This window comes from Streptomyces sp. NBC_00354 (assembly GCF_036106915.1).
Lineage (GTDB): Bacteria > Actinomycetota > Actinomycetes > Streptomycetales > Streptomycetaceae > Streptomyces.
Genome location: NZ_CP107983.1, coordinates 4,982,457 through 5,004,543 on the forward strand (window position 1 = coordinate 4,982,457; position 22,087 = coordinate 5,004,543).

At 74.3% G+C, this 22,087-nt stretch carries 20 protein-coding genes; 15 read left to right on the forward strand and 5 right to left on the reverse strand.

Translation table 11 applies throughout. From position 1 onward, the window contains the following. Nucleotides 1–13 precede the first annotated feature (13 nt). The 8 genes from OHT74_RS22845 (at nt 14) to OHT74_RS22880 (ending at nt 9,898) form a co-directional block, all read left to right on the forward strand. Nucleotides 14–1,231, forward strand: a complete 1,218-nt coding sequence (locus tag OHT74_RS22845) for a glycosyltransferase (protein WP_443047469.1) — start codon at nt 14–16, stop codon at nt 1,229–1,231. Then, nucleotides 1,228–2,745 (forward strand): exopolysaccharide biosynthesis polyprenyl glycosylphosphotransferase, encoded by a 1,518-nt coding sequence (locus OHT74_RS22850; protein WP_443047471.1) that lies wholly within the window; start codon nt 1,228–1,230, stop codon nt 2,743–2,745. The genes OHT74_RS22845 and OHT74_RS22850 overlap by 4 nt, the downstream gene beginning before the upstream one ends. Beyond that, on the forward strand, nt 2,745–4,208 hold the full coding sequence (locus OHT74_RS22855) for an O-antigen ligase family protein (RefSeq protein ID WP_328621231.1): 1,464 nt from the start codon (nt 2,745–2,747) through the stop codon (nt 4,206–4,208). Before OHT74_RS22850 ends, OHT74_RS22855 begins: the two co-directional genes overlap by 1 nt. Next, a complete protein-coding gene (murJ, locus tag OHT74_RS22860; protein ID WP_328621232.1) occupies nt 4,205–5,983 on the forward strand; it encodes a murein biosynthesis integral membrane protein MurJ in 1,779 nt (592 codons plus the stop codon). The genes OHT74_RS22855 and murJ overlap by 4 nt, the downstream gene beginning before the upstream one ends. Beyond that, a complete protein-coding gene (locus OHT74_RS22865; RefSeq protein ID WP_328621233.1) occupies nt 5,973–6,749 on the forward strand; it encodes a polysaccharide deacetylase family protein in 777 nt (258 codons plus the stop codon). The genes murJ and OHT74_RS22865 overlap by 11 nt, the downstream gene beginning before the upstream one ends. Continuing rightward, the gene (locus OHT74_RS22870) at nt 6,746–8,005 is read left to right on the forward strand and encodes a glycosyltransferase (RefSeq protein ID WP_328621234.1); all 1,260 of its coding nucleotides are present in this window, start codon (nt 6,746–6,748) and stop codon (nt 8,003–8,005) included. The genes OHT74_RS22865 and OHT74_RS22870 overlap by 4 nt, the downstream gene beginning before the upstream one ends. 70 nt (nt 8,006–8,075) lie before the next feature. Then, entirely contained in the window at nt 8,076–8,759 is a 684-nt protein-coding gene (locus tag OHT74_RS22875; protein WP_328621235.1) for a lipopolysaccharide biosynthesis protein, read from the forward strand. After that, entirely contained in the window at nt 8,756–9,898 is a 1,143-nt protein-coding gene (locus OHT74_RS22880) for a GNAT family N-acetyltransferase (protein ID WP_328621236.1), read from the forward strand. The genes OHT74_RS22875 and OHT74_RS22880 overlap by 4 nt, the downstream gene beginning before the upstream one ends. 5 nt (nt 9,899–9,903) lie before the next feature. Here OHT74_RS22880 and OHT74_RS22885 read toward each other — a convergent pair whose 3' ends face one another. Next, nucleotides 9,904–11,541, reverse strand: a complete 1,638-nt coding sequence (locus OHT74_RS22885) for a glycoside hydrolase family 26 protein (protein WP_328621237.1) — start codon at nt 11,539–11,541, stop codon at nt 9,904–9,906. Nucleotides 11,542–11,835: 294 nt separating this feature from the next. Between OHT74_RS22885 and OHT74_RS22890 the strand changes: the two genes are divergently transcribed. From OHT74_RS22890 to OHT74_RS22910, 5 genes are all read left to right on the forward strand, one after another. Beyond that, on the forward strand, nt 11,836–13,116 hold the full coding sequence (locus OHT74_RS22890; protein WP_328621238.1) for a carboxylate--amine ligase: 1,281 nt from the start codon (nt 11,836–11,838) through the stop codon (nt 13,114–13,116). A gap of 130 nt (nt 13,117–13,246) precedes the next feature. Then, entirely contained in the window at nt 13,247–14,521 is a 1,275-nt protein-coding gene (locus tag OHT74_RS22895; RefSeq protein ID WP_328623373.1) for an NAD(P)-binding domain-containing protein, read from the forward strand. Nucleotides 14,522–14,539: 18 nt separating this feature from the next. Beyond that, a complete protein-coding gene (locus tag OHT74_RS22900; RefSeq protein WP_266666230.1) occupies nt 14,540–14,827 on the forward strand; it encodes a hypothetical protein in 288 nt (95 codons plus the stop codon). A gap of 11 nt (nt 14,828–14,838) precedes the next feature. Continuing rightward, a complete protein-coding gene (locus OHT74_RS22905; protein WP_266666232.1) occupies nt 14,839–16,926 on the forward strand; it encodes a SpoIIE family protein phosphatase in 2,088 nt (695 codons plus the stop codon). An 87-nt stretch (nt 16,927–17,013) separates the two neighbouring features. After that, nucleotides 17,014–17,211, forward strand: coding sequence for a hypothetical protein (locus OHT74_RS22910; RefSeq protein ID WP_328621239.1), 198 nt, complete (start codon nt 17,014–17,016; stop codon nt 17,209–17,211). 39 nt (nt 17,212–17,250) lie between these two features. Here the strand turns inward: OHT74_RS22910 and OHT74_RS22915 are convergent, their stop codons facing one another. Beyond that, nucleotides 17,251–17,706 carry a DUF6299 family protein gene (locus OHT74_RS22915; RefSeq protein ID WP_266666236.1) on the reverse strand — a complete coding sequence of 152 codons (456 nt, stop codon included), beginning with the start codon at nt 17,704–17,706 and terminating at the stop codon, nt 17,251–17,253. A 163-nt stretch (nt 17,707–17,869) separates the two neighbouring features. Between OHT74_RS22915 and OHT74_RS22920 the strand changes: the two genes are divergently transcribed. Continuing rightward, nucleotides 17,870–18,478: a hypothetical protein gene (locus OHT74_RS22920; protein WP_328621240.1), complete on the forward strand. Its 609-nt coding sequence runs from the start codon at nt 17,870–17,872 to the stop codon at nt 18,476–18,478. A 56-nt stretch (nt 18,479–18,534) separates the two neighbouring features. Continuing rightward, nucleotides 18,535–19,026 (forward strand): DUF5949 family protein, encoded by a 492-nt coding sequence (locus OHT74_RS22925; protein ID WP_328621241.1) that lies wholly within the window; start codon nt 18,535–18,537, stop codon nt 19,024–19,026. A 90-nt stretch (nt 19,027–19,116) separates the two neighbouring features. Here OHT74_RS22925 and OHT74_RS22930 read toward each other — a convergent pair whose 3' ends face one another. The 3 genes from OHT74_RS22930 to OHT74_RS22940 form a co-directional block, all read right to left on the reverse strand. Next, nucleotides 19,117–20,403 (reverse strand): cytochrome P450, encoded by a 1,287-nt coding sequence (locus tag OHT74_RS22930; RefSeq protein ID WP_328621242.1) that lies wholly within the window; start codon nt 20,401–20,403, stop codon nt 19,117–19,119. A gap of 64 nt (nt 20,404–20,467) precedes the next feature. Continuing rightward, nucleotides 20,468–21,622, reverse strand: a complete 1,155-nt coding sequence (locus OHT74_RS22935; RefSeq protein ID WP_328621243.1) for a low temperature requirement protein A — start codon at nt 21,620–21,622, stop codon at nt 20,468–20,470. Between the two features lie 112 nt (nt 21,623–21,734). Continuing rightward, complete coding sequence (locus OHT74_RS22940) at nt 21,735–22,076, reverse strand: putative quinol monooxygenase (protein ID WP_266666246.1); 342 nt, start codon at nt 22,074–22,076, stop codon at nt 21,735–21,737. Nucleotides 22,077–22,087: the final 11 nt, after the last annotated feature.

Below are 22,087 nucleotides of genomic sequence, written 5' to 3' on the forward strand. Positions count from 1 at the left end.
GAGACCACTCCGCGTGCCGACACAGCCTCCCCCTGCGCAGCCCTCCCCTGCGCAGGCCCCCATTCCCCGCCCCCTTTCCGTCCTGCATCTCGTCCAGCCCGTCGACGGCGGTGTCGCCCGCGTCGTCGCCGACCTCGTCCGCGCCCAGACGGCCGCCGGTCTGCGGACCGCCGTCGGCTGCCCGCGCGGCGGACAGCTCGCCGACGCCGCCCGCGCCGCAGGGGCCGAGGTGCTCACCTGGCGCGCCGGGCGGGCCCCCGGGCCCGACCTGCCCGCCGAAGTGCTCGGTGCCCGGCGGGTGATCGGCCGGATCCGGCCCGACGTCCTGCACGTCCACAGCGCCAAGGCGGGCCTGGCCGGGCGGCTCGCCGTGCGCGGGGCCGTGCCCACCGTGTTCCAGCCGCACGCCTGGTCCTTCGACGCCGTCGGCGGGGCCACCGCCGCGCTCGCCCTGCGCTGGGAGCGGTTCGGGGCCCGTTGGGCCGACCGGGTGCTCTGCGTCAGCGAGGCCGAACGCCGGGCCGGCGAGGCCGAGGGGATCGCCGCCCACTGGTCGGTGATCCGCAACGGCGTGGACCTCGACCACTTCCGCCCCGGCGGCCCGGACCGGGCCGCGGACCGGGCCCGGGCGCGTACCGAACTCCCCTTGCCCACCGCCTTCCTGGGGGACGGGCCGCTCGCCGTCTGCGTGGGCCGCCTCTGCCAGCAGAAGGGCCAGGACATCCTGCTCCGGGCCTGGCGGGAGGTGCTCGGCAACCTCCCCGAAGCACGCCTCGCGCTCGTCGGCGACGGCCCCGACACCGAGCGGCTGCGCCGCACCGCCCCGCCCGGAGTGCTCTTCGCGGGGGCCGCCTCCGACATCCGACCGTGGCTTCGGGCCGCCGATCTCGTTGTACTGCCGTCGCGGTGGGAAGGCATGGCGCTCGCCCCGCTCGAAGCCATGGCCTGCGGTCGACCGGTCCTGGTCTCCGACGTCAGCGGTGCCCGGGAGAGCCTGCCGCCCGGCCAGGGACGGCTCTGCCTGGTACCGCCGGAGGATCCGACGGCGCTGGCCAAGGCCCTGGGGCGGCTGCTCGCCGACCCGCGGCTGCTCGCCGAACTCGGGGAGCAGGCCCAGCAACACGCCCGGACCGACTTCGACGTGCGGCGGACCACGGACGCGGTCACCGGTCTGTACCACGAACTGCTGGGCAGGCCCCGGCCCTTGAACCAGGAGCGCATCAGCCGATGACGATGGACAGCGCACCCGCCCGGCACACCGGGCAGGGCGGCACGGGGCCCGCCGGCAGCACCGGCGGCACCGCAGCCGTCCGACGGTCCGTGACCGCCATCCACCCCCCACGCCGGCCCAGGGCCGACCCGGCCCGGCCCCTGGCGAGGCCGCACCGGGTCCGGCGCCGCGACGGGGTCCTCCCGCTGCTGACCGCCGATGTACTGGCCGCCGTACTCACCACCACGGCCCTGGCCAGGCCCGGGGCGGCGCTGCCTGCCGAGGCGGCGGCCCCGATCGCCGTGCTGGCCGCCGCGCTGCACGCGCAGGCCGGGCTGTACCGGCCGCGGCTCGCGCCCTCCGCGCTGCTCGAACTGCCCGCACTGGCCGGGCGGGCCGCCGTCCTGTGGTGCGGGGCCGCCGCTGTGGTCGCCGCCGCGGCACCGGGCCAGGCCCTGGGATGGCCGGCCCTGCTGAGCGCCGTCTGTCTGCAGATCCTCCTGACGTGCACGGGCCGCGGGTTCGCCAACCGGCTCCGCCGCCGCTCCGCCCGCCTCCGGCCCGCCTCCGCCCTCGTCGTCGGCCCCGGCGCCGGGGCGAGTGCGGTCGCCGCCGCCCTGCACGGGCGCCCCGAGTACGGGCTGCGGCCCGTCGGGCTCGCGGACACCGGCGCCGACGAGGAGGGCAGCAGCAGCGTTCCGGTGCTCGCCACCCACGAGGACATCCGGCGCGCGGTCATCCAGAACTCGGTCCTGCACGCGGTGTTCACCCGGCCGCCGGAGGCCGACGAGCGCACCGCCTCCCTCGTCCGGCTCTTCCACGACCACGGCTGCCGGCTCTGGCTCGCCGACCCGGCCGGCACCGCCAAGGTGACCGGCATGCGGGTGGCGCAGCCCGCCGATCAGCTGTGGGGGTACGCCGTACAGCCGCTGCTGCCCCGCCCGTCCCGGCCGGTGGAGCGCTGGGTGAAGCGGGCCGTCGACGGGCTGCTGGCCGCGATCGCGCTGATCGCGGCCGCGCCCGTGATGGGTCTGTGCGCGCTCGCCGTACGGGTCGCCGACGGGCCCGGGGTGATCTTCCGGCAGGAGCGGGCCGGCCTGTACGGGCGCCCCTTCACGCTGCTGAAGTTCCGTACCCTGCGCGCCGACGAGCACGAGTCCGCCACCCGGTGGACGGTCGCGGGCGACCACCGGATGAGCCCCGTCGGCTCCTTCCTGCGCAAGTCCTCCCTCGACGAGCTGCCGCAGCTGTGGAACGTCGTACGGGGTGACATGAGCCTGGTCGGACCGCGGCCGGAACGGCCCTTCTTCGTGGCGAAGTTCGCCGCCGTGCACCCCGGCTACGAGGCCCGGCACCGGATGCCCGTCGGCATCACCGGGCTCGCCCAGATCAACGGCCTGCGCGGGGACACGTCCATCGAGGACCGGGCCCGCTTCGACAACCACTACATCGACACCTGGTCGCTGTGGCAGGACCTGTGGATCCTCGCCCGCACCGCGGCCTCCTTCTTCCGCTTCCGGCTGGGGGGCAGCTGATGAGCCTCGCCGTATCCCCGGTGGGGTACCGGCCCGACGCGGCGGGGCTGCTGCGGCGGCACTGGCCGCTGCTGCCGCTCGCCGCGACCGTCCTGCTGCTCCTCGCCCCGATCGCGGCGGGCGACGCGAGCACCTCCGGCAAGGTCGGCCCGGCCGATGCCGCCTCGCTGCTGCTGGTGTTCGTGTGCGCGGTGCAGGCGCTGCGCGGGCGGGTGCGGGAGCTGAGCCCGCTGGGCGTGCTGGTGCTGGGCGTGCCCGCCGTGGGGCTGGCCGTCGCGACCGCGACCGCCGGGGACCCGTACGTGGCGCTGCCCGGCTTCGTGCGCTACCTCCAGGTGTTCGTGCTGGTCCCGGCGGCGATCGTGCTGCTGGTGCGCGACGCCGGGGAGTTCCGGCTGGCTGCCGGGTGCTTCGTGGTGCTGGCGCTGGTGCAGGGGGCGGTGGGGGTCGTGCAGTTCGCGACCCACACCGGGGCCTCCTACCAGGGCCAGGACGTCCGGGCCGTGGGCACCTTCGGCCCCGGTGACGTCATGGGCATGGCCACCGTGGTGGCGTACGGGCTGGTCGTGGCGACCGCGGTCGCGCTGGCGCCGGGGCTGCCGCAGCGGGTCCGGCGGATCGCCGGGGGCGTGGCGCTGGTGCTGGTGCTGCCGCTGGTGCTGTCGTTCAGCAGGGGCGTGTGGATCGCCACCGCCGGCGCGGCGGTGCTGGTGATGCTGCTGGCCGGGATCCGGCGGGCCCTGAAGGTGCTGCTCGCGCTGGCCGCGGCCGGTGTGGTGCTGGTGGGCGGGCTCGGGGTCGGCTCCGAGATGGTCGCGGAGCGGCTGACCTCGATCACCCAGGTCTCCAGCGCCCCCGACCAGTCGGTGACCGACCGCTACACGATGTGGGCCGCCGCCGAGTCGATGTGGCGCGAGCGGCCGGCCGTCGGGGTGGGCCTCAAGGGCTTCCCGGCCAACCGGGACGGGCACTCCTCGCTGGGGCTCTCCTCCGGCAGTGACACCGCCGGCGCGGGGCAGGCGTACATCCGCCAGCCGCTGCTCTCCCCGCACAACATGTACCTGCTGGTGCTGAGCGAGCAGGGCCTGGTCGGGCTGACCGCGCTGGCGGGAGGCTGGGCGGCGCTGCTGGTCGCGGGACTGCGGCGGTGCGTCACGGGCGACTCCGAGCTCCGGGACTGCGGGCTGATCGCGATCGGGCTGTTCGTCTGGCAGCTCACCGACTTCCTGTACGCGGACATCGGCGGGCCGTCCACCGTCCTGACCGGGGTGATCATCGGCCTGGCGGCCTGGTGGGCCCTGCCGTCTCCCTCCGGGGGTGACGCGGTTCCCGGCGGCCTCGGCCGGCCGGGGGCACGCACGGCCTTCGGCGCGCGACGTGGTCCGGGCGAGGCTGCTGCCGCGGGAGGGCGCACCGGCTTCCCGGCCGCACTGCGCACCGTTCCGGGTGCGGACGGCCGGTGACCGATACGACGCCTTGGCGGCGGCCCGCGGCCGCGGCGACCGAAGTCGCCGCGGCTGCGGGCCGTCCGCCGCACCCCGACCCGGCTCCGGTCACTCCGGTTCCCCCGGCCGGCCCCGGCCGTGCGCGGGCGGTCGGCGGGGCCGGGGGGACCGGGTCCGGTGGCGGGAACGCGCCGGCTCCGCTGGGGCGGTTCCTGGCCAAGGCCGCCGCCGTCACGGCGGGACTGACCGCCGCCGGGGCGGTGTTCGGGCTGGTCCGGGACCAGACCATCGCGCACCTCTTCGGAGCCGGGCACGACAGCGACGCCTTCCTGATCGCCTGGACCGTGCCCGAGATGGCCTCGACCCTGCTGATCGAGGACGCCATGGCGCTGCTGATGGTGCCCGCGTTCAGCCATGCCCTGGCCCGGCGGGCGGCCGACCGGGCCGGGCTCACCCGCAAGCAGGCCCGCGCGCAGGACCCCGTACGGCTGCTGGTGGGGGCGACCCTGCCGCGGCTGGCGGTGTTCCTGGCCGCCGTCGCCTCCGTGCTCGTCCTCGCCGCGCCGCTCGTCGTCGCCGTGCTCGCGCCCGGGCTTCCGGACCCGGACCTGGCCGTGGAGTGCACCCGGATGACCGCGCTGACCGTGCTGTCGTTCGGCATCGCGGGGTACTTCAGCGCGGCGCTCAGGGCGCACCGCTCGTTCGTGCCACCGGCCGCGATCTACGTCTCGTACAACGTCGGGATCATCGGGACGATGGTCGCGCTGAACGCTGCGTGGGGGGTACGGGCCGCCGCCGCCGGGGTCGCCGTCGGCGGGCTGCTGATGGTGCTGGTCCAACTGCCCGCGTTCATCCGGAACGTGGGCTTCGGCCCGTCCCGCGCCAAGGGTGCGCCACGCAGCCAGCGCGACCGGGACCGGCCCACCCTGATGGCGTTCGGGCTGATCGCCCCGGTGATCTTCTTCGCCGTGTTCCGCCAGTCGCAGGTCCTGGTCGAGCGGTTCCTGGCCGCCTCGCTGCCGCCCGGGGCCATCTCGCACCTGAACTACGCGCAGAAGGTCGCGCAGATGCCGATGGTGCTGTCCCTGATGATCTGCACCGTCACCTTCCCCGTCGTCGCCCAGGCCATGGCCGGCGGCGAGCGCGAGAAGGCCCGGCGGCGCGTCGAACAGGACCTCGCACTGGCCTCCCTGGCCGTCCTCATGGGCAGCGCCCTCGTCATCGGGTACGCGCCCCAGATCATCCAGGTCCTCTTCGAACGCGGCGCCTTCACCCACCGCGACACCCTGGCCACCGCCTCCGTCATGCGGGTCTACGGCCTCGGACTCCTCGGCCACTGCCTCGTCGGGGCGCTGTCCCGGCCCTTCTTCTCGACCGCCCGGCCCATCTGGTTCCCGGCGTTCGCGATGGGCGCCGGACTCCTCGTCAACATCGTGGCCGGAGCCTTCGCCGTCCGCTGGTGGGGCACGTACGGCATCGCCGCCGCCAACGCCGCCGGCATCTCCACCGCCGCCGCCCTGCTGCTCACCGGGCTCGGCTCGCGGATCGTCGCCATCCAGGTCCGCCGGGTCGCGCTCAGCATCGGCCGGCTCTCCGTCGCCGCCGTCGGCGCCTGCGGCACCGGCTGGATCGCCGGGCCGATGATCCCCGACCCGCTGCTCAGCGCCGCACTCGGCTGCCTGCTCGTCCCCGTCATGTTCGGCGCCTGCGGCATGGCCATACGGGCGCTCGAGATCACCGCCCTGCCCGCCCAGATCACCCAGATGACCCAGAGGTTCCGCAATGCCCGCTGACACCCGCACGGCGCCGGACGCCGCGACGGTCCCCGCCCGCCGGACCGCCTCGCCGTGGGTCCTGATGTACCACTCGGTCGCCGAGTTCACCGACCCCGCCGAGGACCCGTACGGCATCACCGTCACCCCGGGCACGCTGGAGGCCCACCTGCTGTGGCTGCGCTCCCGGGGCCTGCGCGGGGTGTCCGTCGGCGAACTGCTCCGAGCCCACGCGGCCGGGCGCGGCGCCGGACTCGTCGGGCTGACCTTCGACGACGGCTACACCGACTACCTGACCCGGGCCCTGCCGCTGCTGCGCCGCCACGACTGCACCTCCACGCTGTTCGTCCTGCCCGGGCGGCTCGGGGTGGACAACGTGTGGGACCCGCTGGGCCCCCGCAAGTCCCTGCTGACGGCCGAGGGCATCCGCGAAGTCGCCGCCGCCGGGCAGGAGATCGGCTCGCACGGGCTGCTCCACCAGGACCTCACCGCGACCGCCGACGACATCCTCCAGCAGGAGCTGCGGGGCAGCCGCGAGCTGATCCGGGAGCTGACCGGGACCCTGCCGGAGGGGTTCTGCTACCCGTACGGGCACCTCGACGAGCGGGTCGTCGCGGCGACGCGGGCCGCCGGCTACGGGTACGCGTGCGCCATCGATCCCGGGCGGCTGGCCGGCCCGCACGCCCTGCCGCGCACCCACGTCAGCCAGGCGGACGGGGCCGGGCGGCTGCGGATCAAGCAGCTGCGGCACCGGGTGCGGGAGCTGCGGCGGGCGGTGCACCGATGAAGTCCGTACGGGCGCTGCACATCATCACGGGGCTCGGGGTCGGCGGCGCCGAGCAGCAACTGCGGCTGCTGCTGCGGCACATGCCGATGCGCTGCGACGTGCTGACGCTGACCAACCCCGGGCCGGTGGCCGAGGGGCTGCGGGCCGACGGGGTCCGGGTGGTGCACCTGGGCATGCGGGGCAACCGGGACCTGGGGGCGCTGCCCAGGCTGGTGCGGTTCATCCGGCGCGAGCAGTACGACCTGGTGCACACGCACCTGTACCGGGCCTGCGTGTACGGGCGGCTCGCGGCCCGGCTCGCGGGGGTCGGGGCGACCGTGGCCACCGAGCACTCCCTCGGCGAGGGCGAGATGGAGGGCCGGCGGCTGACGGCCGGGGTGCGGGCGCTGTACCTGGCCAGTGAGCGGCTGGGCGCGGCGACCGTGGCGGTGTCGGACACCGTGGCGGCGCGGCTGGAGGGCTGGGGGGTGCCGGCTGCGCGGGTGCATGTCGTACCGAACGGGATCGAGGCCGCCCGCTTCCGCTTCGACGAGGGCGTGCGCAGGGCCACGCGGGCCCGGAGCGGGCTGCCCGAGCGGGCGTTCGTGGTCGGCGGGGTCGGGCGGCTGGTGCCGGGCAAGCGGTTCGACTCGCTGGTCCGGGCGGTGGCGGCGCTGCCGGGCGCGCATCTGCTGCTGGCCGGGGACGGGCCGGAGCGGGCCGCGCTACGGCGGCTGGCGGCGGAGCTGGGCGCACAGAGCCGGATCCACCTGCTGGGGGAGCGGGACCCGCTGGGCGACAGCGCGGACGGGCGGACGCCGGGGATCCCGGCGCTGCTGGCCGCGATGGACGTCTTCGTGTCCCCGTCGCGGGAGGAGGCGTTCGGGCTGGCGGTCGTGGAGGCCCTGGCTGCGGGGCTGCCCGTCCTGCACGTCACCTGTCCGGCGATCGACGACCTCCCGGCGGCTCAGGCGCCGGGCGCGCGGCGGATCGGGACCGGGACGGAGGAGCTGGTCGCCGCCCTTCGCGGGCACATGGAGGCGGGCGCGCGGCGGCTGCCACCGCCACCGGTGGTCCGCCGCTACGACATCTCCCGCAGCGCGGACCAGCTCCTCGCGGTCTACGCCCTGGCCCTGTCCGCCCGTGGCGTAGCCCCGGACCCCGCGCCTCAAACACCGGCGGGGCCGAGCTCGGCCCCGGGTCCGGAGTTGAGGGGCGCCGCCCCGACCCCCGCGCCGCAGGCGGCGGCGGGGCTGGAAGTGCCGCCGGCCGGTTGATTCACGCAGCGCCGAAGGGGTTCCCGACGCGGGGCCCGAAAGAACTCCATTCCTCCAGGAAGGCACGTAGATGGCTGACACCGCCGATCAGAAGAAGACCGACCGCCGTCGTCGCAGGGTACGGCTGCTGCCGCCGCCCGCGTGGTGGCCGTTGCCCGTCGCCGCCCTGCTGGGGCTGGCCGCGGGCGGGGCGTACGGGGTGCTCAAGGCACCCGAGTACGCCGCCACCAGCTACGTCGTCGCCGTCCCGGACGACACCACCGAGCCGGCCACCGCCCTCGGCTTCTCGCAGGCGTACGCGCGCATCGCCACCAGCAGTTCCACCCTCGCGTACGCCCAGCCCCGCGCGGGCATCAGCGCCCGCCGGCTCCGCACGCAGGTGCGCGCCGAGACCTCCCCCGAGTCCCCGATGATCGCCATCACGGGCACGTCGAAGAGCCCGACCGAGGCCGCCGACATCGCCAACGCCGTGGCCGACGCGCTCTCGCTGAGCAGCAATCAGGCCGCCAAGAACACCGGCGTCCAGCTGCTGCTGTTCAACCAGGCCGTCGCGCCGAGCGAGCCCGCCTCGCCGTCCGCCACCGTCAGCGGGGCCGTCGGGCTGTGCGCCGGCGGGCTGCTGGGCGGGCTGTGGCTGCTGGCCCGGCCCGGCCGCACCCGCCGGCCCGAGGAGCAGCCGGTCGTCGAGGAGTACGCCTCCCTGCCCGCCCAGGGCGACCACAACGAGACCAAGGAGAAGGAGTCCGTGCGATGACTTCGGGCTCCGCCGGGGGCTTGTCGGTGACGCTGTGCCGCGACCCCCGGCAGTTCGCCGCGCTGGAAGAGCCGTGGAACCGGCTCTTGCGGGCCTGTCCCACCGCCACCCCCTTCCAGAGCCACGCCTGGCTGCACTCCTGGTGGCTCTCGTACGGCCGGGACGGGCGGCTCCGGATCGTGCTCGTACGGCGCGGCGAGGAACTCGTCGGTGCGTGTGCGCTGATGCTCGTCCACCGGCCGCTGCCGCTGCTGGTGCCGCTCGGCGGCGGTATCACCGACTACTTCGACGTCCTGGTGGCCGCCGAGTACGCCGGCCAGGTCGTCCCGGCGCTGGCCCGCGGCCTGCACCGGGCCGCCCGCGGCGCGGTCGTCGACCTGCGCGAGGTACGGCCCGGGGCCGCCGCCGAGGCGCTGTTCGGGGAGTGGCCCGGGATCCGCAGCAAGCTCGCCGACTCCACCTGCATGGAGCTGCCCGCGCTGCCGTTCGACGAGCTGGTCAAGCGGATGCCGGCCTCCGGCGCCCAGCGGGTCCGGGCCAAGCTGCGCAAGACGGACGCGGCCGGGATCGAGGAGCACGAGGTCACCGAGGAGGAAGTGCCGCGTGCCGTACGGACCCTGCTGGCGCTCCACGAGAAGCAGTGGCGCGGCCGCGGGGTGACCCCGGAGCACCTGAGGCCCCGCTTTGCCGAGCACCTGACCCGGGCCACCCGGCGGATGGTGCGGGTCGGCGAGGGCCGGCTGACCGAGTTCCGGCTGGACGGGAAGGTGGTGGCGGCCAACGTCACCCTGCTGTCGGGGGCGTTGAGCGGCGGCTACCTGTACGGGGCGGACCCGGACCTGCGGACCCGCAAGGTGGACGTGGCGACGCTGCTGCTGCGTTACGAGGCCGGCCGCGCCCTCGCCGAGGGCCGCCCGGTGGTGAGCTTCCTGCGCGGCAACGAGCCGTACAAGAACCACTGGCGGCCCGAGACGGTCGTCAACCAGCGTTTCCTGCTGGCCAGGACGGCGCTCTCGCCCCTGCTCCGCCTGCACGAATCGCAGGTGACGGGGCGCGAGCGGGTGGTGGACGCGCTGCGCGAGGCCCTGCCGGCCGCCAGGGACTGGCGGGCGCGGCTCAACGAACTGCGGGTCCGATGACGGGTCTACCAGGGCCAGAAGCCGGAGTCCTTGCCCCAGTCCATGCCCCAGTCCATGCCCCAGTCGAACGTGATGCAGACCGACTGCTTGCCGACCTGCTTGGAGAGCCACTCGCCGAAGTTGATCGGCACGCACCACTCCGTGCTGTTGGCGGGCGGTTCGACGGGCTCGGGCTTCGGCACGACCGGGCTCGGGACGGGGAGCGGGACCGGGATCTCCGGCGAGGGGACCGGGCTCGGGATCTCGGGCGACGGGACCGGCACCGGGACGGGGTCCGGACTCGGGTTCACCGGGGTCCCGGGCGACGGGATCGCCGGCGAGGGCACGGGCTCGGGGGCGGGGCTCTCGGGTGCCGGGACCTCGGGCGAGGGCACGGCAGGCGAGGGCACGGGCACCGGAACGGGCTCGGGGACGGGCACGGGCTCGGGGCTCGTGCTCGGGGTCTCCGGCAAGGGGACCGGAACCGGGACCTGCGGGCTCGGGATCACCGGGACCTCCGGGACCTGCGGCGACGGGATCGCCGGGGAGGGCATGGGGATCTCGGGGGTCGGGATCTGCGGGCTCGGCACGACCGGGGTCGGGATCACCGGCGTCGGGAGGACCGGGGTCGGCACGACCGGCGTCGGGATGACCGGCGTGGGCACGACGGGCGTCGGGACCGGGTCCGGACGCGGGGGTGCGAGCGCGCCGCGGAAGGCCTTCGTGGACTTCGGGTTCTGCTTGCACTGCCACACGCCGTGCGGGCAGTAGTCCGTGATGGTGTGGTAGAGCGGCTTGTGCTGCTCGATCCACTTCAGCATGCGCCGGACGTACTCCGGGTTGTCCCCGTGCCGGAACAGCCCCCACTCCGGGTACGAGATCTCTTTGCCGTGCGCTTTCGCGAAATCCACATGCTGCTGGAGCCCGTACGGCTGCTTGATCATCTCGTCGAAGGTCCTGCCGGGAGCCTGGTCGTACGAATCCATGCCGACGATGTCGACCACGTCGTCGCCCGGGTAGCACTTGGTCCAGCCGATCGCGTCCGACCCGCGGTTGGGGGCGTAATCGAACTTGAACTCCGCGCCGGGGACGGAGCGCATCGTGTTGACGATCCGCCGCCAGTACTCCTTCCAGCCCTCCGGGTCCGGCGCGCAGCGGTGGGTGTACGTGGCGCCGTTCATCTCCCAGCCGAGCACGATCACCGTGTCCGGGACGCCCAGGGCCACCAGCCGTTCGGCGAGCTTCGCGAAGTGCCGGTCGAACTCGCCCTGCGCGCCCGCCCGGATCAGCTGGGCCACCCGGCGGTCGGGGACCCGGTCCTCGTTGTGCTCCTGCATGGGCACGTTCAGGACGAAGAGCCGGTCCGCCTTGGCGCGGCGCCACTCGGCCCACGGTTCCAGGAAGTCGGGGCCCTCGATGCGGGCCCAGCGGTCTCCGGGCAGATAGGTGTGGCCGACCCGGATCTCCTTGCCGCGCAGCCAGCGCGACAGGTTCGGGATCCGGGCGACTCCGGGCGGACCGGAGTCGAGAAAGGCGCCCATGGCGATGTCGGAGCCCTTGGGCTGATCCCTCTCGGGGGCCGCGAGCGCGGCACCCGTGGCGAGCAGTCCGGCCGTGACCGTACCGATGCAGGTGCTCGCCAGTCGGCGGTGTGGTCTGGGCATGGCGTCTCCCGAGCTTTCCTGAATCGGTGTGCTTGTCGAAGACGTTAGGCATCACATCTGACGAATGGCCTGTCCGGTGACCGCTGCATAGGCCATTCGCAGCTGCGCATCCTCCCCGTTTGGTCCGACTAGGTGAAAGACACCGTTCCCATGCACGCGTTCGACAGCAATGTGCCCGCTGTAGTGCTCAGACTCGATCGGAATCCGTTCCACCACGGAACCCTCGGCGCCGTCAGATCTCTTGGGCGGAGGGGCGTGGAGGTCCATGCCGTCGTCGAGGCCGGGGGAGGTCCCATGGGGCGCTCGCGCTACCTGCACGCCGTGCATCCCGGGCCGGCCGGAGGGCTGGACCCCGAGGCTCCGGAGGCGCTGCTGGAGTGCCTGGTCGGGGTGTCGGAGCGGATCGGCAGGCCGGCGGTGCTCGTCGCGATGGACGACCTGAGCGCCATCGCCGTCGCGCGGATCGCGCCGATGCTGAACGGGCGGTTCCGGATCCCCCATCAGCCCGACGGGCTGCCGGCGCGGGTGGCGGACAAGGCCGAGCTGTCGCGGCTGTGCGCGCGCTGGGACATCCCGCATCCGGAGACGGTGATCCCGGCGGGCGGGGCCGAGGCGGCGGAGGCCGCATGGCGCCTCGGCCTGCCGGTGGTGGCCAAGTGGAGCCGGCCCTGGCTGCTGCCCCCGGGCGGCGGGCTGCGCAGCACCACGCTCGTGCACACCGCCGCCGAGGCGCGCCGCCTGTACGAGCGCACGGCAGAGGCCGGGAGCCGGCTGCTGCTCCAGCGGTTCCTGCCGGCCGGGACGGACACCGACTGGTTCTTCCACGGCGCCTTCGCCCGGGGCGGGCACCCGCTGCTCGCGGGGTCGGGCCGCAAGGAGCTGTCCTGGCCGGTGCGGACGGGGCTGACGGCGGTGGGGCGCTGGCTGCCGGATCCGGCGGTGGAGGAGGCGGGGCTGCGGCTCGCCGAACGGCTGGGCTACCAGGGGATCCTGGACCTGGACTTCCGCCGGGACGAGAAGGGCTGTTTCCGGCTGGTGGACTTCAACCCCCGGCCGGGCGCGCAGTTCCGGCTGTTCACGGATGCGGGCGGGCTGGACGTGGTCCAGGCGATGTACCTGGATCTGACGGGGCAACGGGTACCGGAGTCCGCGGGCGGCCCGGGCCGGGTGTTCGTCGCGGAGAACTACGCCCTGCTGGCGTCGCTCCGCGGCCGCCGGCTCCCCCGGCGGTCCCCGACCCGCCCGCCGCTCCCGTCCCCCTCGGCACCCGAGGACGCCGGGGCCGGGCAGGAGCGCGCCGCGGGTGGCAGTCCGCGGCCGGTACGGGTGGCGCCGCAGGCGGAGCGGGGGCGGGTGGAAGCGGCCTGGTTCGCCGCCGACGACCCGATGCCGTTCCTCGCGATGCTCGCCGCGTTCCTGGGCCGGGGCGCGGGGAAGGGTGTGCGCGCCCTGCGCGGTGTCCCGGCGCACGGCCGCCGTACGGCGCGGGCCGTGGTCCGCGCCCCGCGCCAGCGTGCCCGCGACCTGACCCCGCCGACCGCCCCCGCCGAACCGGACGAACTGGTGACCCGATGACGCCCCGCCACCCGCCCCCGCCCCGGCCCCCGTCCTCGCCTCCGGCGCCGCGAGGGCCCGTCGCACGTACCGCCGGAGGCAGTGGCACGGGCAAGGTGTCCATGAGACTGGAGGGAGGGCGGTGACGCGGGTGGACGATCTCGTCGTGGTCGGCGCCGGGCCGTACGGGCTGTCGATCGCCGCGCACGCGGTGGCGGCGGGGCTCGGCGTACGGGTGCTCGGGCGGCCCATGGCCTCGTGGCGGGACCACATGCCCGAGGGCATGTACCTGAAGTCGGAGCCGTGGTCCTCCAACCTGTCCGCGCCCGGCGGCCGGCACACCCTCGCCGCGTACTGCGCCACCCGGGGGCTGGCGGCCGAGCACGGCAGCCCGCTCCCGATCGGCACCTTCAGCTCGTACGGCATGTGGTTCGCCCGGCACGCCGCGCCCGAGGTGGAGGAGGTGACGGTCACCGAGGTCAGCCCGCAGGGCGACGGCTTCCTGATCCGCACCGCCGAGGGGCCGCCGCTGCTCGCCCGGACGGTTGCGATCGCCGTCGGGGTGATGCCGTTCGTGCACCTCCCCGAGGCGCTGCGGGACCTGCCCCCCGGGCACTGTTCGCACAGCAGCGGCCACCGCGACCTGGCCCGGTTCGCCGGCCGGGAGGTCGCCGTGGTCGGGGCGGGGCAGGCGGCCCTGGAGACCGCCGCCCTGCTGGCCGAGAACGGGGCCCGGCCCTGCCTCGTCGCCCGCCGGTCCCGGCTGAACTGGAACACCGTGCCCCAGCCGCTGGAGCGCCCGGCCGTGCGCGCCCTGCGCAATCCGCACAGCGGCCTCGGCACCGGCTGGCGCAGCTGGGTGTGGTCGGAGCTGCCCTGGGCGGTGCGCCGGCTGCCCGCGCCGGCCCGGGAGCGGATCGCCGCGACCGCGCTCGGGCCCGCCGGGGCCTGGTGGCTGCGGGACCGCTTCGAGCGGAGCGTCCCGGTGCTGCTGGGGCACCGGCTGCACCGGGCGGTCCCGGTCGGCGGGCGGACCCGGCTCGGGCTGACCACCGCGGCCGGGGAGTCCGTCGTACTGGACGTCGCGCACGTCGTCGCGGCCACCGGGTTCACCCCGCACCTGGGCCGGCTGGAGCTGCTGGACGCCCGGCTGCGGGCCGTCCTCGACACCGTCGGGGACAGCGGCACGCCGGAGCTGAGCGCCGGTTTCGAGTCCTCCTGGCCCGGTCTGTTCTTCGCGGGGCTGCTGACGGCTCCCTCATTCGGCCCTTCCATGCGATTCGTGCACGGTGCGGGGTTCACGGCGGGGAGACTGGTCGGAGGAGTCCGAAAGCGCCTCGGCGCCCGGGGCAGGCCGACGGGCTCCGCCGGGACCGTGCGGCCCGACCGGGCCGGTGCCGGGCATCCGAAGACGTCTCTGCGGTGAGGTCGAGAGGGGTCCGCGATGAGTGCGGAGCAGCGAGCACAGGGCCGTGGCTGGGTGCGCATTCCCGCCAGCCGGGCGGAGCAGCCCACCGTGCCCAGGGCTGCCGCGCCCAGGCCTGCCGCGCCCAGGACCGCCCCGCCGAGGACCGCCTCGCCGTACCCTCCTCCCGCGCATGCGGCACCGGACCAGCCGACCATCTACCTGTCCCTCGTCAAGCGCTGGCAGGAGGCCGGGCGCACCCTTCCGGGGCATCCTGACGAGGAGTGGGAGCGGCTGATCTCCCAGCCGTGCTGGCCCGGCCGTTAGGTGGTGTTCTCGTGGCAGCGGCGGAGCGCGACAGATCCGAGCAGGGCCGGCGGGACCCTGTGACCGGGCCCGGGGAGCGGCTCGCGCTCAACGGCATGGGCAGCTTCGAGTGGGACCTGGATGCCGGGACGCTGTTGCTGGACGAGGCCGGGCTCGTGGTCTTCGACCTCGAGCGGGAGGAGTTCGGCGACAGCCCGGACGGGCTGGGGCTGCGGATCCCGGCCGACGACAGTGCACGGCTGGCGGAATCCACCCAGGCCGCCCTGGACGGCGGCGCGGAGACGTACGGCTCGTACTTCACGGTGCAGCGGCGCGACGGCGTCGACCAGTGGACGCACACGCAGGGCCGGATCATGCGGGACGCCGACGGGCGGCCCCTGCGGATCCTCGGGATCGTGCGGGACGCGACGGCCGAGCTCGCGCACGCCACCATCCTGCGGAAGCTGGAGTCGGCGCGGGCCCAGCAGGCCACCATCGTGCAGCGGACGACGGAGGCCCTGTCGCGGGCAGTGACCGTCGACGACGTCACGGCCACGCTGACCGGGGCGGGAGCGCTGGAGCGGCTGGGCGCCGACGGGCTGGCCCTGGGGCTCGTCGAGAACGGCGCCATCAAGATCATCGCGCTGAGCGGGGAGTCGCTGGAGATCCTCAGCGAGCGGAAGTTCACCCGGCTGGACGGCTCGCTGCCGCTGTCGCAGACGGTGCTCACCCGCAAGGCGCGCTTCGTCACCTCCCTCGCCGAGCTGGCGGGCGAGTTCCCGCTGCTCGCGGACTACCTGCGCCGGATCCGCTTCGACGCCGCCGCCTATCTGCCGCTGATCGCGCAGGCCAAGGCCATCGGCGGGCTCGTGCTGTTCTACCGGCGGCGCAGCGAGTTCAGCCCGGAGGAGCGCAACCTGTGCCTGGGCCTGGCCGGCATCGTGGCGCAGTCCCTCCAGCGGGCGCTCCTGTTCGACCAGGAGCGGGAGTTCGCGACCGGCCTGCAGGCCTCGATGCTCCCGCGCCGGATCCCGGAGATCAGCGGCGGCGAGATCGCGGTGCGCTACCACTCCGCGTGGAGCGGGCGTGAGGTCGGCGGGGACTGGTACGACGTGATCGCGCTGCCCCGCGACCGGGTCGGCATCGTCGTGGGCGACGTACAGGGCCACGACACGCACGCGGCGGCGATCATGGGCCAGCTGCGGATCGCGCTGCGGGCGTACGCGGGGGAGGGGCATCCGCCGTCGACCGTGCTCGCCCGGGCCTCGCGCTTCCTGGCCGAGCTGGACACCGAGCGCTTCGCGACCTGCATGTACGCACAGGTCGACCTGGAGACCGGCGGCGTACGGGCGGTCCGCGCGGGCCATCTCGGGCCGCTGATCCGGCACACGGACGGGCGTACGGGCTGGCCCAACGTACGCGGCGGGCTGCCGCTCGGACTGGCCTCGGTCTTCGAACAGGAGGACTTCCCCGAGACCCGGCTCGACCTGGTCCCCGGGGAGACGCTGGTGCTGTGCACCGACGGCCTGGTGGAGGAGCCCGGTACGGCCATCACCCAGGGCATGGAGGCCCTCTCGCACGCCGTGCGCAGCGGGCCGCAGGAGGCGGGCGCGCTCGCCGACCACCTCTCGGACCGGCTCTGGGAGCGCTGGGGCTCCGGCGACGACGTGGCCCTGCTGGTGCTGCGCCGGGCCCCCGACCCGGGCACCCACCGGGCCCCGCGAATCCACCAGTACATCCACCAGGCGGACCCGGAGGGCCTCTCGGAGGCCCGCTACGCGCTGCGCCAGGCGCTGCGCGACTGGGGCATGCCGGAGCTCGCCGACGACGTGGAACTGGCGGCCGGGGAACTGCTGGTCAACGCCCTGCTGCACACGGACGGCGGGGCGGTGCTGACCATGGAGGTGCTGCCGGAGCCGGTCCGGCGGATCCGGCTGTGGGTGAAGGACCGCTCCAGCGTCTGGCCACGCCGGCGCACCCCGGGCGAGGCCGCCACCACCGGGCGCGGGCTGCTGCTGGTGGACGCGCTGGCCACGCACTGGGGAGTGGAGTCGCGGGGTGACGGCAAGGCCGTGTGGTGCGAGTTCGACGTCGCGGGCAGCGTCCGGAGCATGGGGTGACAGGGGCGCGGGGCGACCGGACGGTCACCCCGAGTTGTGGAGTACCGGGGGTGGAGTGATGATGCGGTCCATGGAACGGACGACCGCATGCACACGGATCCTGCCGTGCACCGGCTGAACAAGCGGCCGGGCAAGGGCGCCGCGACCGCTCTGCTCGCGCTGCTCCTGCTGGCCGTCGGGGTTCCGACGGCCGCGCACCGCACGACTGGGCGCCCGCATCCCGATACCGGCTGCCGGACCGTCGCGTTCATGTCGATGACCGGCGTGGCGCCCGCCTGCCGGTAGCGGCGGCTACCGGCTACGGCCGGGTGCGTCAGCGGTGCATCAGCGGTGCTTCTCCTCCAGCCAGATTTCCCGCTCCGTCTTCGCCAGGTAGGACACGCTCAGGGAGAACCCGGAGTGCAGGCTCGCGGACTGGAGCTTGGCCTCCGCACCGGCCGCACCCGGCTGCAGGTGCACCAGGTCCAGCGGGGCCGACGCGGACCAGTCGTGCTCCTGCCCGTCGCAGACGGCCTCCTCGCCGCCGAAGCCCAGGCGGGTGGTGCCCTGGGCGTCGGTGTCCTGGGTGAGGGTGACCTGGATCTGCACTCCACGGGGTGACGAGGGGCTGCACGTGTAGGTCCCGAAAAGGGTGACGTGGCCGTCGTCGGAGATGTGACCGGATTTCTGTACGGAAATCTCATCGCCCTGGGCCCGGGCGCCTGCGGGAGTGGTGAATACGGTGGCCGCGGCCAGCGCGGAAAGCACCGTGACGGCCAGTCGGCGGGTGGAAACTCGCATGAATCCTCCATGGGGGGTGGGTCGGCACAAAAGCACCGAAACGCATTGTGCTGGCAGATGGCGGGCAACTCCTTCCGTACGCCCGTGTCGGTGTGTGCAATTGCCCGCTCGGGCGCGTGAGACTGACCGGAATACACCCCGAAGGTCCCCGAAGGGATCGCGCATGCGCCAGTCCGCTTCCGTCCTCGCCGCTGCTCTCCTGCCCCTCCTGCTGTTCGGTGCCACGGCCTGTTCCGGCGCCCCCGAGGGGGCTGCACTCGCCCCGGCCGCGGCGCCCGCCGTCCCGGTGGACGACGGCGCACCGGGCGCCGAGGAGGATCCGGCGGCCGCGGCCCCGGGTGCGATGCAGGCCGCCTCGAAGGATGCCCATGTGGGTGACTCCGTACGGGTGCACGGCCGCCAGGTGGGCCGGCACCTCCAGGCCGTGCTCACCGCGTACGTCGACCCCGCGGTCAGCGTGGAGAAGAACTACGCGCCGCCCGCGGGCAAGCGCTGGGTGGCCGCCTCGATGTCGTTCGTCAACGTCGGCGGGGCCTCGTACGGGGCCCTCGGGCGCATGTGGGCGTACGACAGCGCGGGGGGTCGCCACCCGGTGGTGCCGACCGGTGAACTGACCACCGGCAAACCACTCGTCTTCGATTCCCTCGCCGTCGGTGAGCGGGCCGAGGGATGGGTGGTGTTCGAAATCCCGGAAAAGGCGCGCATTGTGCGGCTCCAGTATCAGGACACGAACATGCAGGCGAATTCCGGAGAGGGATTCTGGGCCGTCTAGCCCGCCCGGGTGAAAGGCCTGAAAGGGGCGCGGGAGAGACCACTAGGGTGCGGCGCATGACTTCAACTCAAGCCGAAATCGACCGGTCCCAGCTCGGCACCCTTTCCGTGCTCGCCTGGATCGGCGACCCCTCCGAGGGCCACGACATCCCGTACCTGCTCGCCTACACCCTCGGCGACGGTCCGCAGGGGCGGGAGGCCGGCGAGAAGGCTGCCCGCGGGCTGCTGGAGGAGATCGGCCTGCCCATCGGTGACGTGGTCATGGACGGCACCCGCAACCCGGCGGTCTTCCCGGTGCAGATCGTGCTGGCGGGCAAGCAGGTCGCGCTGACCCTGCCCGGGCTGAACGCGACCTGCACCGCCCCGGACGAGTGGGTCGCCGCGGCGAACGAGAGCGGCCAGGCCTACTTCCTCTTCGCCACGCGCGCCTGGCCGGAGGCCGTCCCGGGCAAGCCGGTCGAGCCGAAGACCCTCCAGGAGTTCGCCGGGGACGAGGCCGTGCTCACGAGCAGCGCCCACTGCGTGCTCGCGGTCCGGCGCCTGCAGTAACAGGCCCCGGGGGACCGGGCCCCCGCTCCGGCCGCCGGGCCCCCAGCCTGCCCGGTGGCCGGTTCCCCCCTCCCCGCGGCCCTGTGGGCCCTACGGGCGTTCGAAGGCGAAGCGGAGCGAGCGGACGCGGTTGTCGAAGTTCGACCCCGCCAGGTCCGGCAGCCCCACCGCCCGCAGTCCGACCGGCCGGGTCAGCAGCTCGCGGAACAGGGCCTTCATCTCCACCCGGGCCAGGTGCGCGCCCAGGCAGAAGTGCGGGCCGCCGCCGCCGAAGCCCAGGTGCGGATTGGGCGAGCGGGTGATGTCGAAGGCGTCCGGGTCGGGGAAGACGGCCTCGTCGCGGTTGGCGGACGCGTAGTACAGCACCACCTTGTCGCCGGGCCGGAACAGGTGCCCGCCCAGGGTGTGTTCGGCGGCCACCGTCCGGCGGAACTGGATGATCGGCGTCGAGTGCCGGATCATCTCGTCCACCGCGCCGTCCGCGTACGCCTCGAAGTCCCCGAGCAGCAGGTCCCGTTGCTCGGGATGGTCGGTCAGCAGGGTCAGCCCGTGGGTGATCGCGTTGCGCGTGGTCTCGACCCCGGCCACCATCAGCAGCGAGAAGAACGCGCCGAGCTGGCGGGCGTTCAGCGCCTGTTCGCCCGCCGCCCCGTTGACGTTCGCGCAGACCAGCGCCGAGATCAGGTCGTCGGTGGGGTTCTTGCGCCGCTCCCGCCCGATGCCGGCGACCATGCGCTGCATCCGGGCCAGCGCCCGCAGTCCGCGTCCGGGCATCCGCAGCCGCGAGGCCAGGCCCCGCTCGACGCCGATGTTCTCCGAGGCGTGGTTGACGCGGTCGGCGATCTCGGCGCGGTAGCGCTCCGGGATGCCCATCATGTTGCAGATGACCTCGAGCGGCAGCCGTGAGGCCACGGCCGAGACGAACTCGTCGGGCTCGTCCTCCAGTACGTCGTCCACGATCCGGGCTGCCACCGCGTGGATGTCCTGCTCGGCCGCCGCCAGCAGCCGCGGCGTGAACGCCCGCTGCACGATCTTGCGCAGCTGCGCGTGGTCGGCGCCGTCCAGGTTGACCATCGAGTCCCCGAACAGCGCCCGCACCCACCGGGCAGGCTCGGGCGTGGTCACCCCGGGCGCGCTGGCGAACACCTTGGGGAGCCGGCTCGCCTCCTGCACGTCCGCGTGCCGTACGAGGGCCCAGTGGCCGCGGCCCTTCCCCTCGGGCACGTAGACCGGGGACTCCAGCGCCCGCAGCCGGGCGAACGCCGCGAGCCGCGCGGCCGGAGGCTGCTGCCAGAACGCCGGGTCGGCGAGCTCCCCGTACTCCGCCACCGCCGGGCCCGAGCCCGTGTCCGCGTACCGCTGTACCGGGAACTTCATCGTTTCTTCTTCCTGTCGCCGACGCGCTCGCCGGGGCCGCGGCGGCCGTCGCCGCCCGCCGTCCTCACGCACCAGAACGCTCTCGCTGGGCCAAGGTCACGCCCACCGCGACGGTGACCGCGGCGACCAGCCCCGCCCACAGCACCGCCTGCCCGCCGGTCCACGCGCACGCGAGGATCACCAGCGCCGAGACCGGCAGCACCAGTTGCTGGGCCGTACCGCGCTTGAAGTGGCGCGAATGCAGCAGCCAGACGAAGGCGAGGAACAGCGCCGCGGGCACGGTCACCGAGAGGTTGGCGGCGAGCGTCGAGATGTGGGCCTTGCCGACCGCGTGCTCGATCGCCACCTCGATCCCGGCTCCGATGGCCGCGGCGGACGCGAAGATCACGATGTGCCCGTACCCCCAGGGGATGGCCTGGCGGTTGGTCTGCAGCCGGTCGTGCGCGGGGACGGCGAAGTAGATCCACCAGGCCGCGAAGACCAGCAGCAGCCCGCCCGCCGCGATCGGCAGCAGCTCGCCCAGCGCCTCGTGCTCGTCGATCGCCGACTGGACCGCGACCGTGCTGGCGGCGATGGTCTCGCCGAGCACGATGATGGTGAACAGGCCGTACCGCTCGGCGATGTGGTGCGGATGCCACTGGGTCTGGTAGCCGCGCTCGGCGACCACCGGGACCAGCAGCTCCGCCATCACCAGCACCAGAAACAGCCACCTGCGGCTCGCCTCGGGCGCCGCGAGCAGCGCCACCCAGCCCGCCTGGCAGATCACCAGCCCGATCGCGTACGTGAGCGCGCAGCGGCGGGCCGGACCCTGCTCCCCGGCGGCGGCGCGCAGCCACTGCGCGGTGAGCGCGAGGCGCATCACCACGTAGCCCATGACGGAGATGGTCCAGTCGTTGTCGTTGAAGGCGCGCGGGATCCCGGCCGAGTAGATGAGCACGCCGGAGATCTGCACCAGGGTCGCGATCCGGTACGGCACGTCGTCGACGTCGTAGGCGGAGGCGAACCAGGTGAAGTTCATCCAGGCCCACCACACGCCGAAGAACACGAAGAGGTAGCCGGTGATGCCGGCGCCGACATGGCCCTCGGCGAGCGCGTGGACGAGCTGCCGGCCGGCCTGCGCCACCGCGACGACGAAGCAGAGGTCGAAGAACAGCTCCAGAGGGGTCGAGGCCCGGTGGCCCTCGTCCCGGCTGCGGGAGGTCATCGGTACGTACGTCATACCGCCAGGACACCAGCCGTACGCGGGTCGGCAGGCGAGGCGCGCGGCCGGCGGAGCCGCGGACCCCTCTGGCCTACGCACCCCTCCGACCCACGCACCCCCCGGCGCCTGATCAGTCGTCGACGGGCTTCGGGTAGGGGCTCTGCATGGAGACCCACCGGACGTCGAGGTCTTCTCGCAGGTAGTCCATCCGCCGCTCCCAGAAGTCCTTCATGTGCGGCAGGGCGAGGTGGCGGTCCAGGTCTTCCCTGGAGCGCCACACCTCGTAGAAGACGAAGGTGCTCGGATCGTCGCGGTCCACGTGGAAGTGGTACTCCAGGGAGCCCTCCTCGGCGCGGGTCGGTTCCACGAACGACAGCAGCAGTTCCTTGAGCTCGTCCGCCCGCTCGGGCTTCGGACGGGCGAAGCCCACCAGTGCGTACGGCCGATCGCCACTAGGTACGGTAATCGTCATACCTGCACCGT

What these genes read in the sequence shown, in the direction of transcription:
- OHT74_RS22850 (WP_443047471.1), top strand. Translation starts at nt 1,228, where the DNA reads ATGACGATGGACAGCGCACCCGCCCGGCACACCGGGCAGGGCGGCACG.
- OHT74_RS22855 (WP_328621231.1), top strand. Translation starts at nt 2,745, where the DNA reads ATGAGCCTCGCCGTATCCCCGGTGGGGTACCGGCCCGACGCGGCGGGG.
- OHT74_RS22865 (WP_328621233.1), top strand. Translation starts at nt 5,973, where the DNA reads ATGCCCGCTGACACCCGCACGGCGCCGGACGCCGCGACGGTCCCCGCC.
- OHT74_RS22870 (WP_328621234.1), top strand. Translation starts at nt 6,746, where the DNA reads ATGAAGTCCGTACGGGCGCTGCACATCATCACGGGGCTCGGGGTCGGC.
- OHT74_RS22875 (WP_328621235.1), top strand. Translation starts at nt 8,076, where the DNA reads ATGGCTGACACCGCCGATCAGAAGAAGACCGACCGCCGTCGTCGCAGG.
- OHT74_RS22880 (WP_328621236.1), top strand. Translation starts at nt 8,756, where the DNA reads ATGACTTCGGGCTCCGCCGGGGGCTTGTCGGTGACGCTGTGCCGCGAC.
- OHT74_RS22885 (WP_328621237.1), bottom strand. Translation starts at nt 11,541, where the DNA reads ATGCCCAGACCACACCGCCGACTGGCGAGCACCTGCATCGGTACGGTC.
- OHT74_RS22890 (WP_328621238.1), top strand. Translation starts at nt 11,836, where the DNA reads ATGGGGCGCTCGCGCTACCTGCACGCCGTGCATCCCGGGCCGGCCGGA.
- OHT74_RS22900 (WP_266666230.1), top strand. Translation starts at nt 14,540, where the DNA reads ATGAGTGCGGAGCAGCGAGCACAGGGCCGTGGCTGGGTGCGCATTCCC.
- OHT74_RS22910 (WP_328621239.1), top strand. Translation starts at nt 17,014, where the DNA reads ATGCACACGGATCCTGCCGTGCACCGGCTGAACAAGCGGCCGGGCAAG.
- OHT74_RS22915 (WP_266666236.1), bottom strand. Translation starts at nt 17,706, where the DNA reads ATGCGAGTTTCCACCCGCCGACTGGCCGTCACGGTGCTTTCCGCGCTG.
- OHT74_RS22920 (WP_328621240.1), top strand. Translation starts at nt 17,870, where the DNA reads ATGCGCCAGTCCGCTTCCGTCCTCGCCGCTGCTCTCCTGCCCCTCCTG.
- OHT74_RS22925 (WP_328621241.1), top strand. Translation starts at nt 18,535, where the DNA reads ATGACTTCAACTCAAGCCGAAATCGACCGGTCCCAGCTCGGCACCCTT.
- OHT74_RS22930 (WP_328621242.1), bottom strand. Translation starts at nt 20,403, where the DNA reads ATGAAGTTCCCGGTACAGCGGTACGCGGACACGGGCTCGGGCCCGGCG.
- OHT74_RS22935 (WP_328621243.1), bottom strand. Translation starts at nt 21,622, where the DNA reads ATGACGTACGTACCGATGACCTCCCGCAGCCGGGACGAGGGCCACCGG.
- OHT74_RS22940 (WP_266666246.1), bottom strand. Translation starts at nt 22,076, where the DNA reads ATGACGATTACCGTACCTAGTGGCGATCGGCCGTACGCACTGGTGGGC.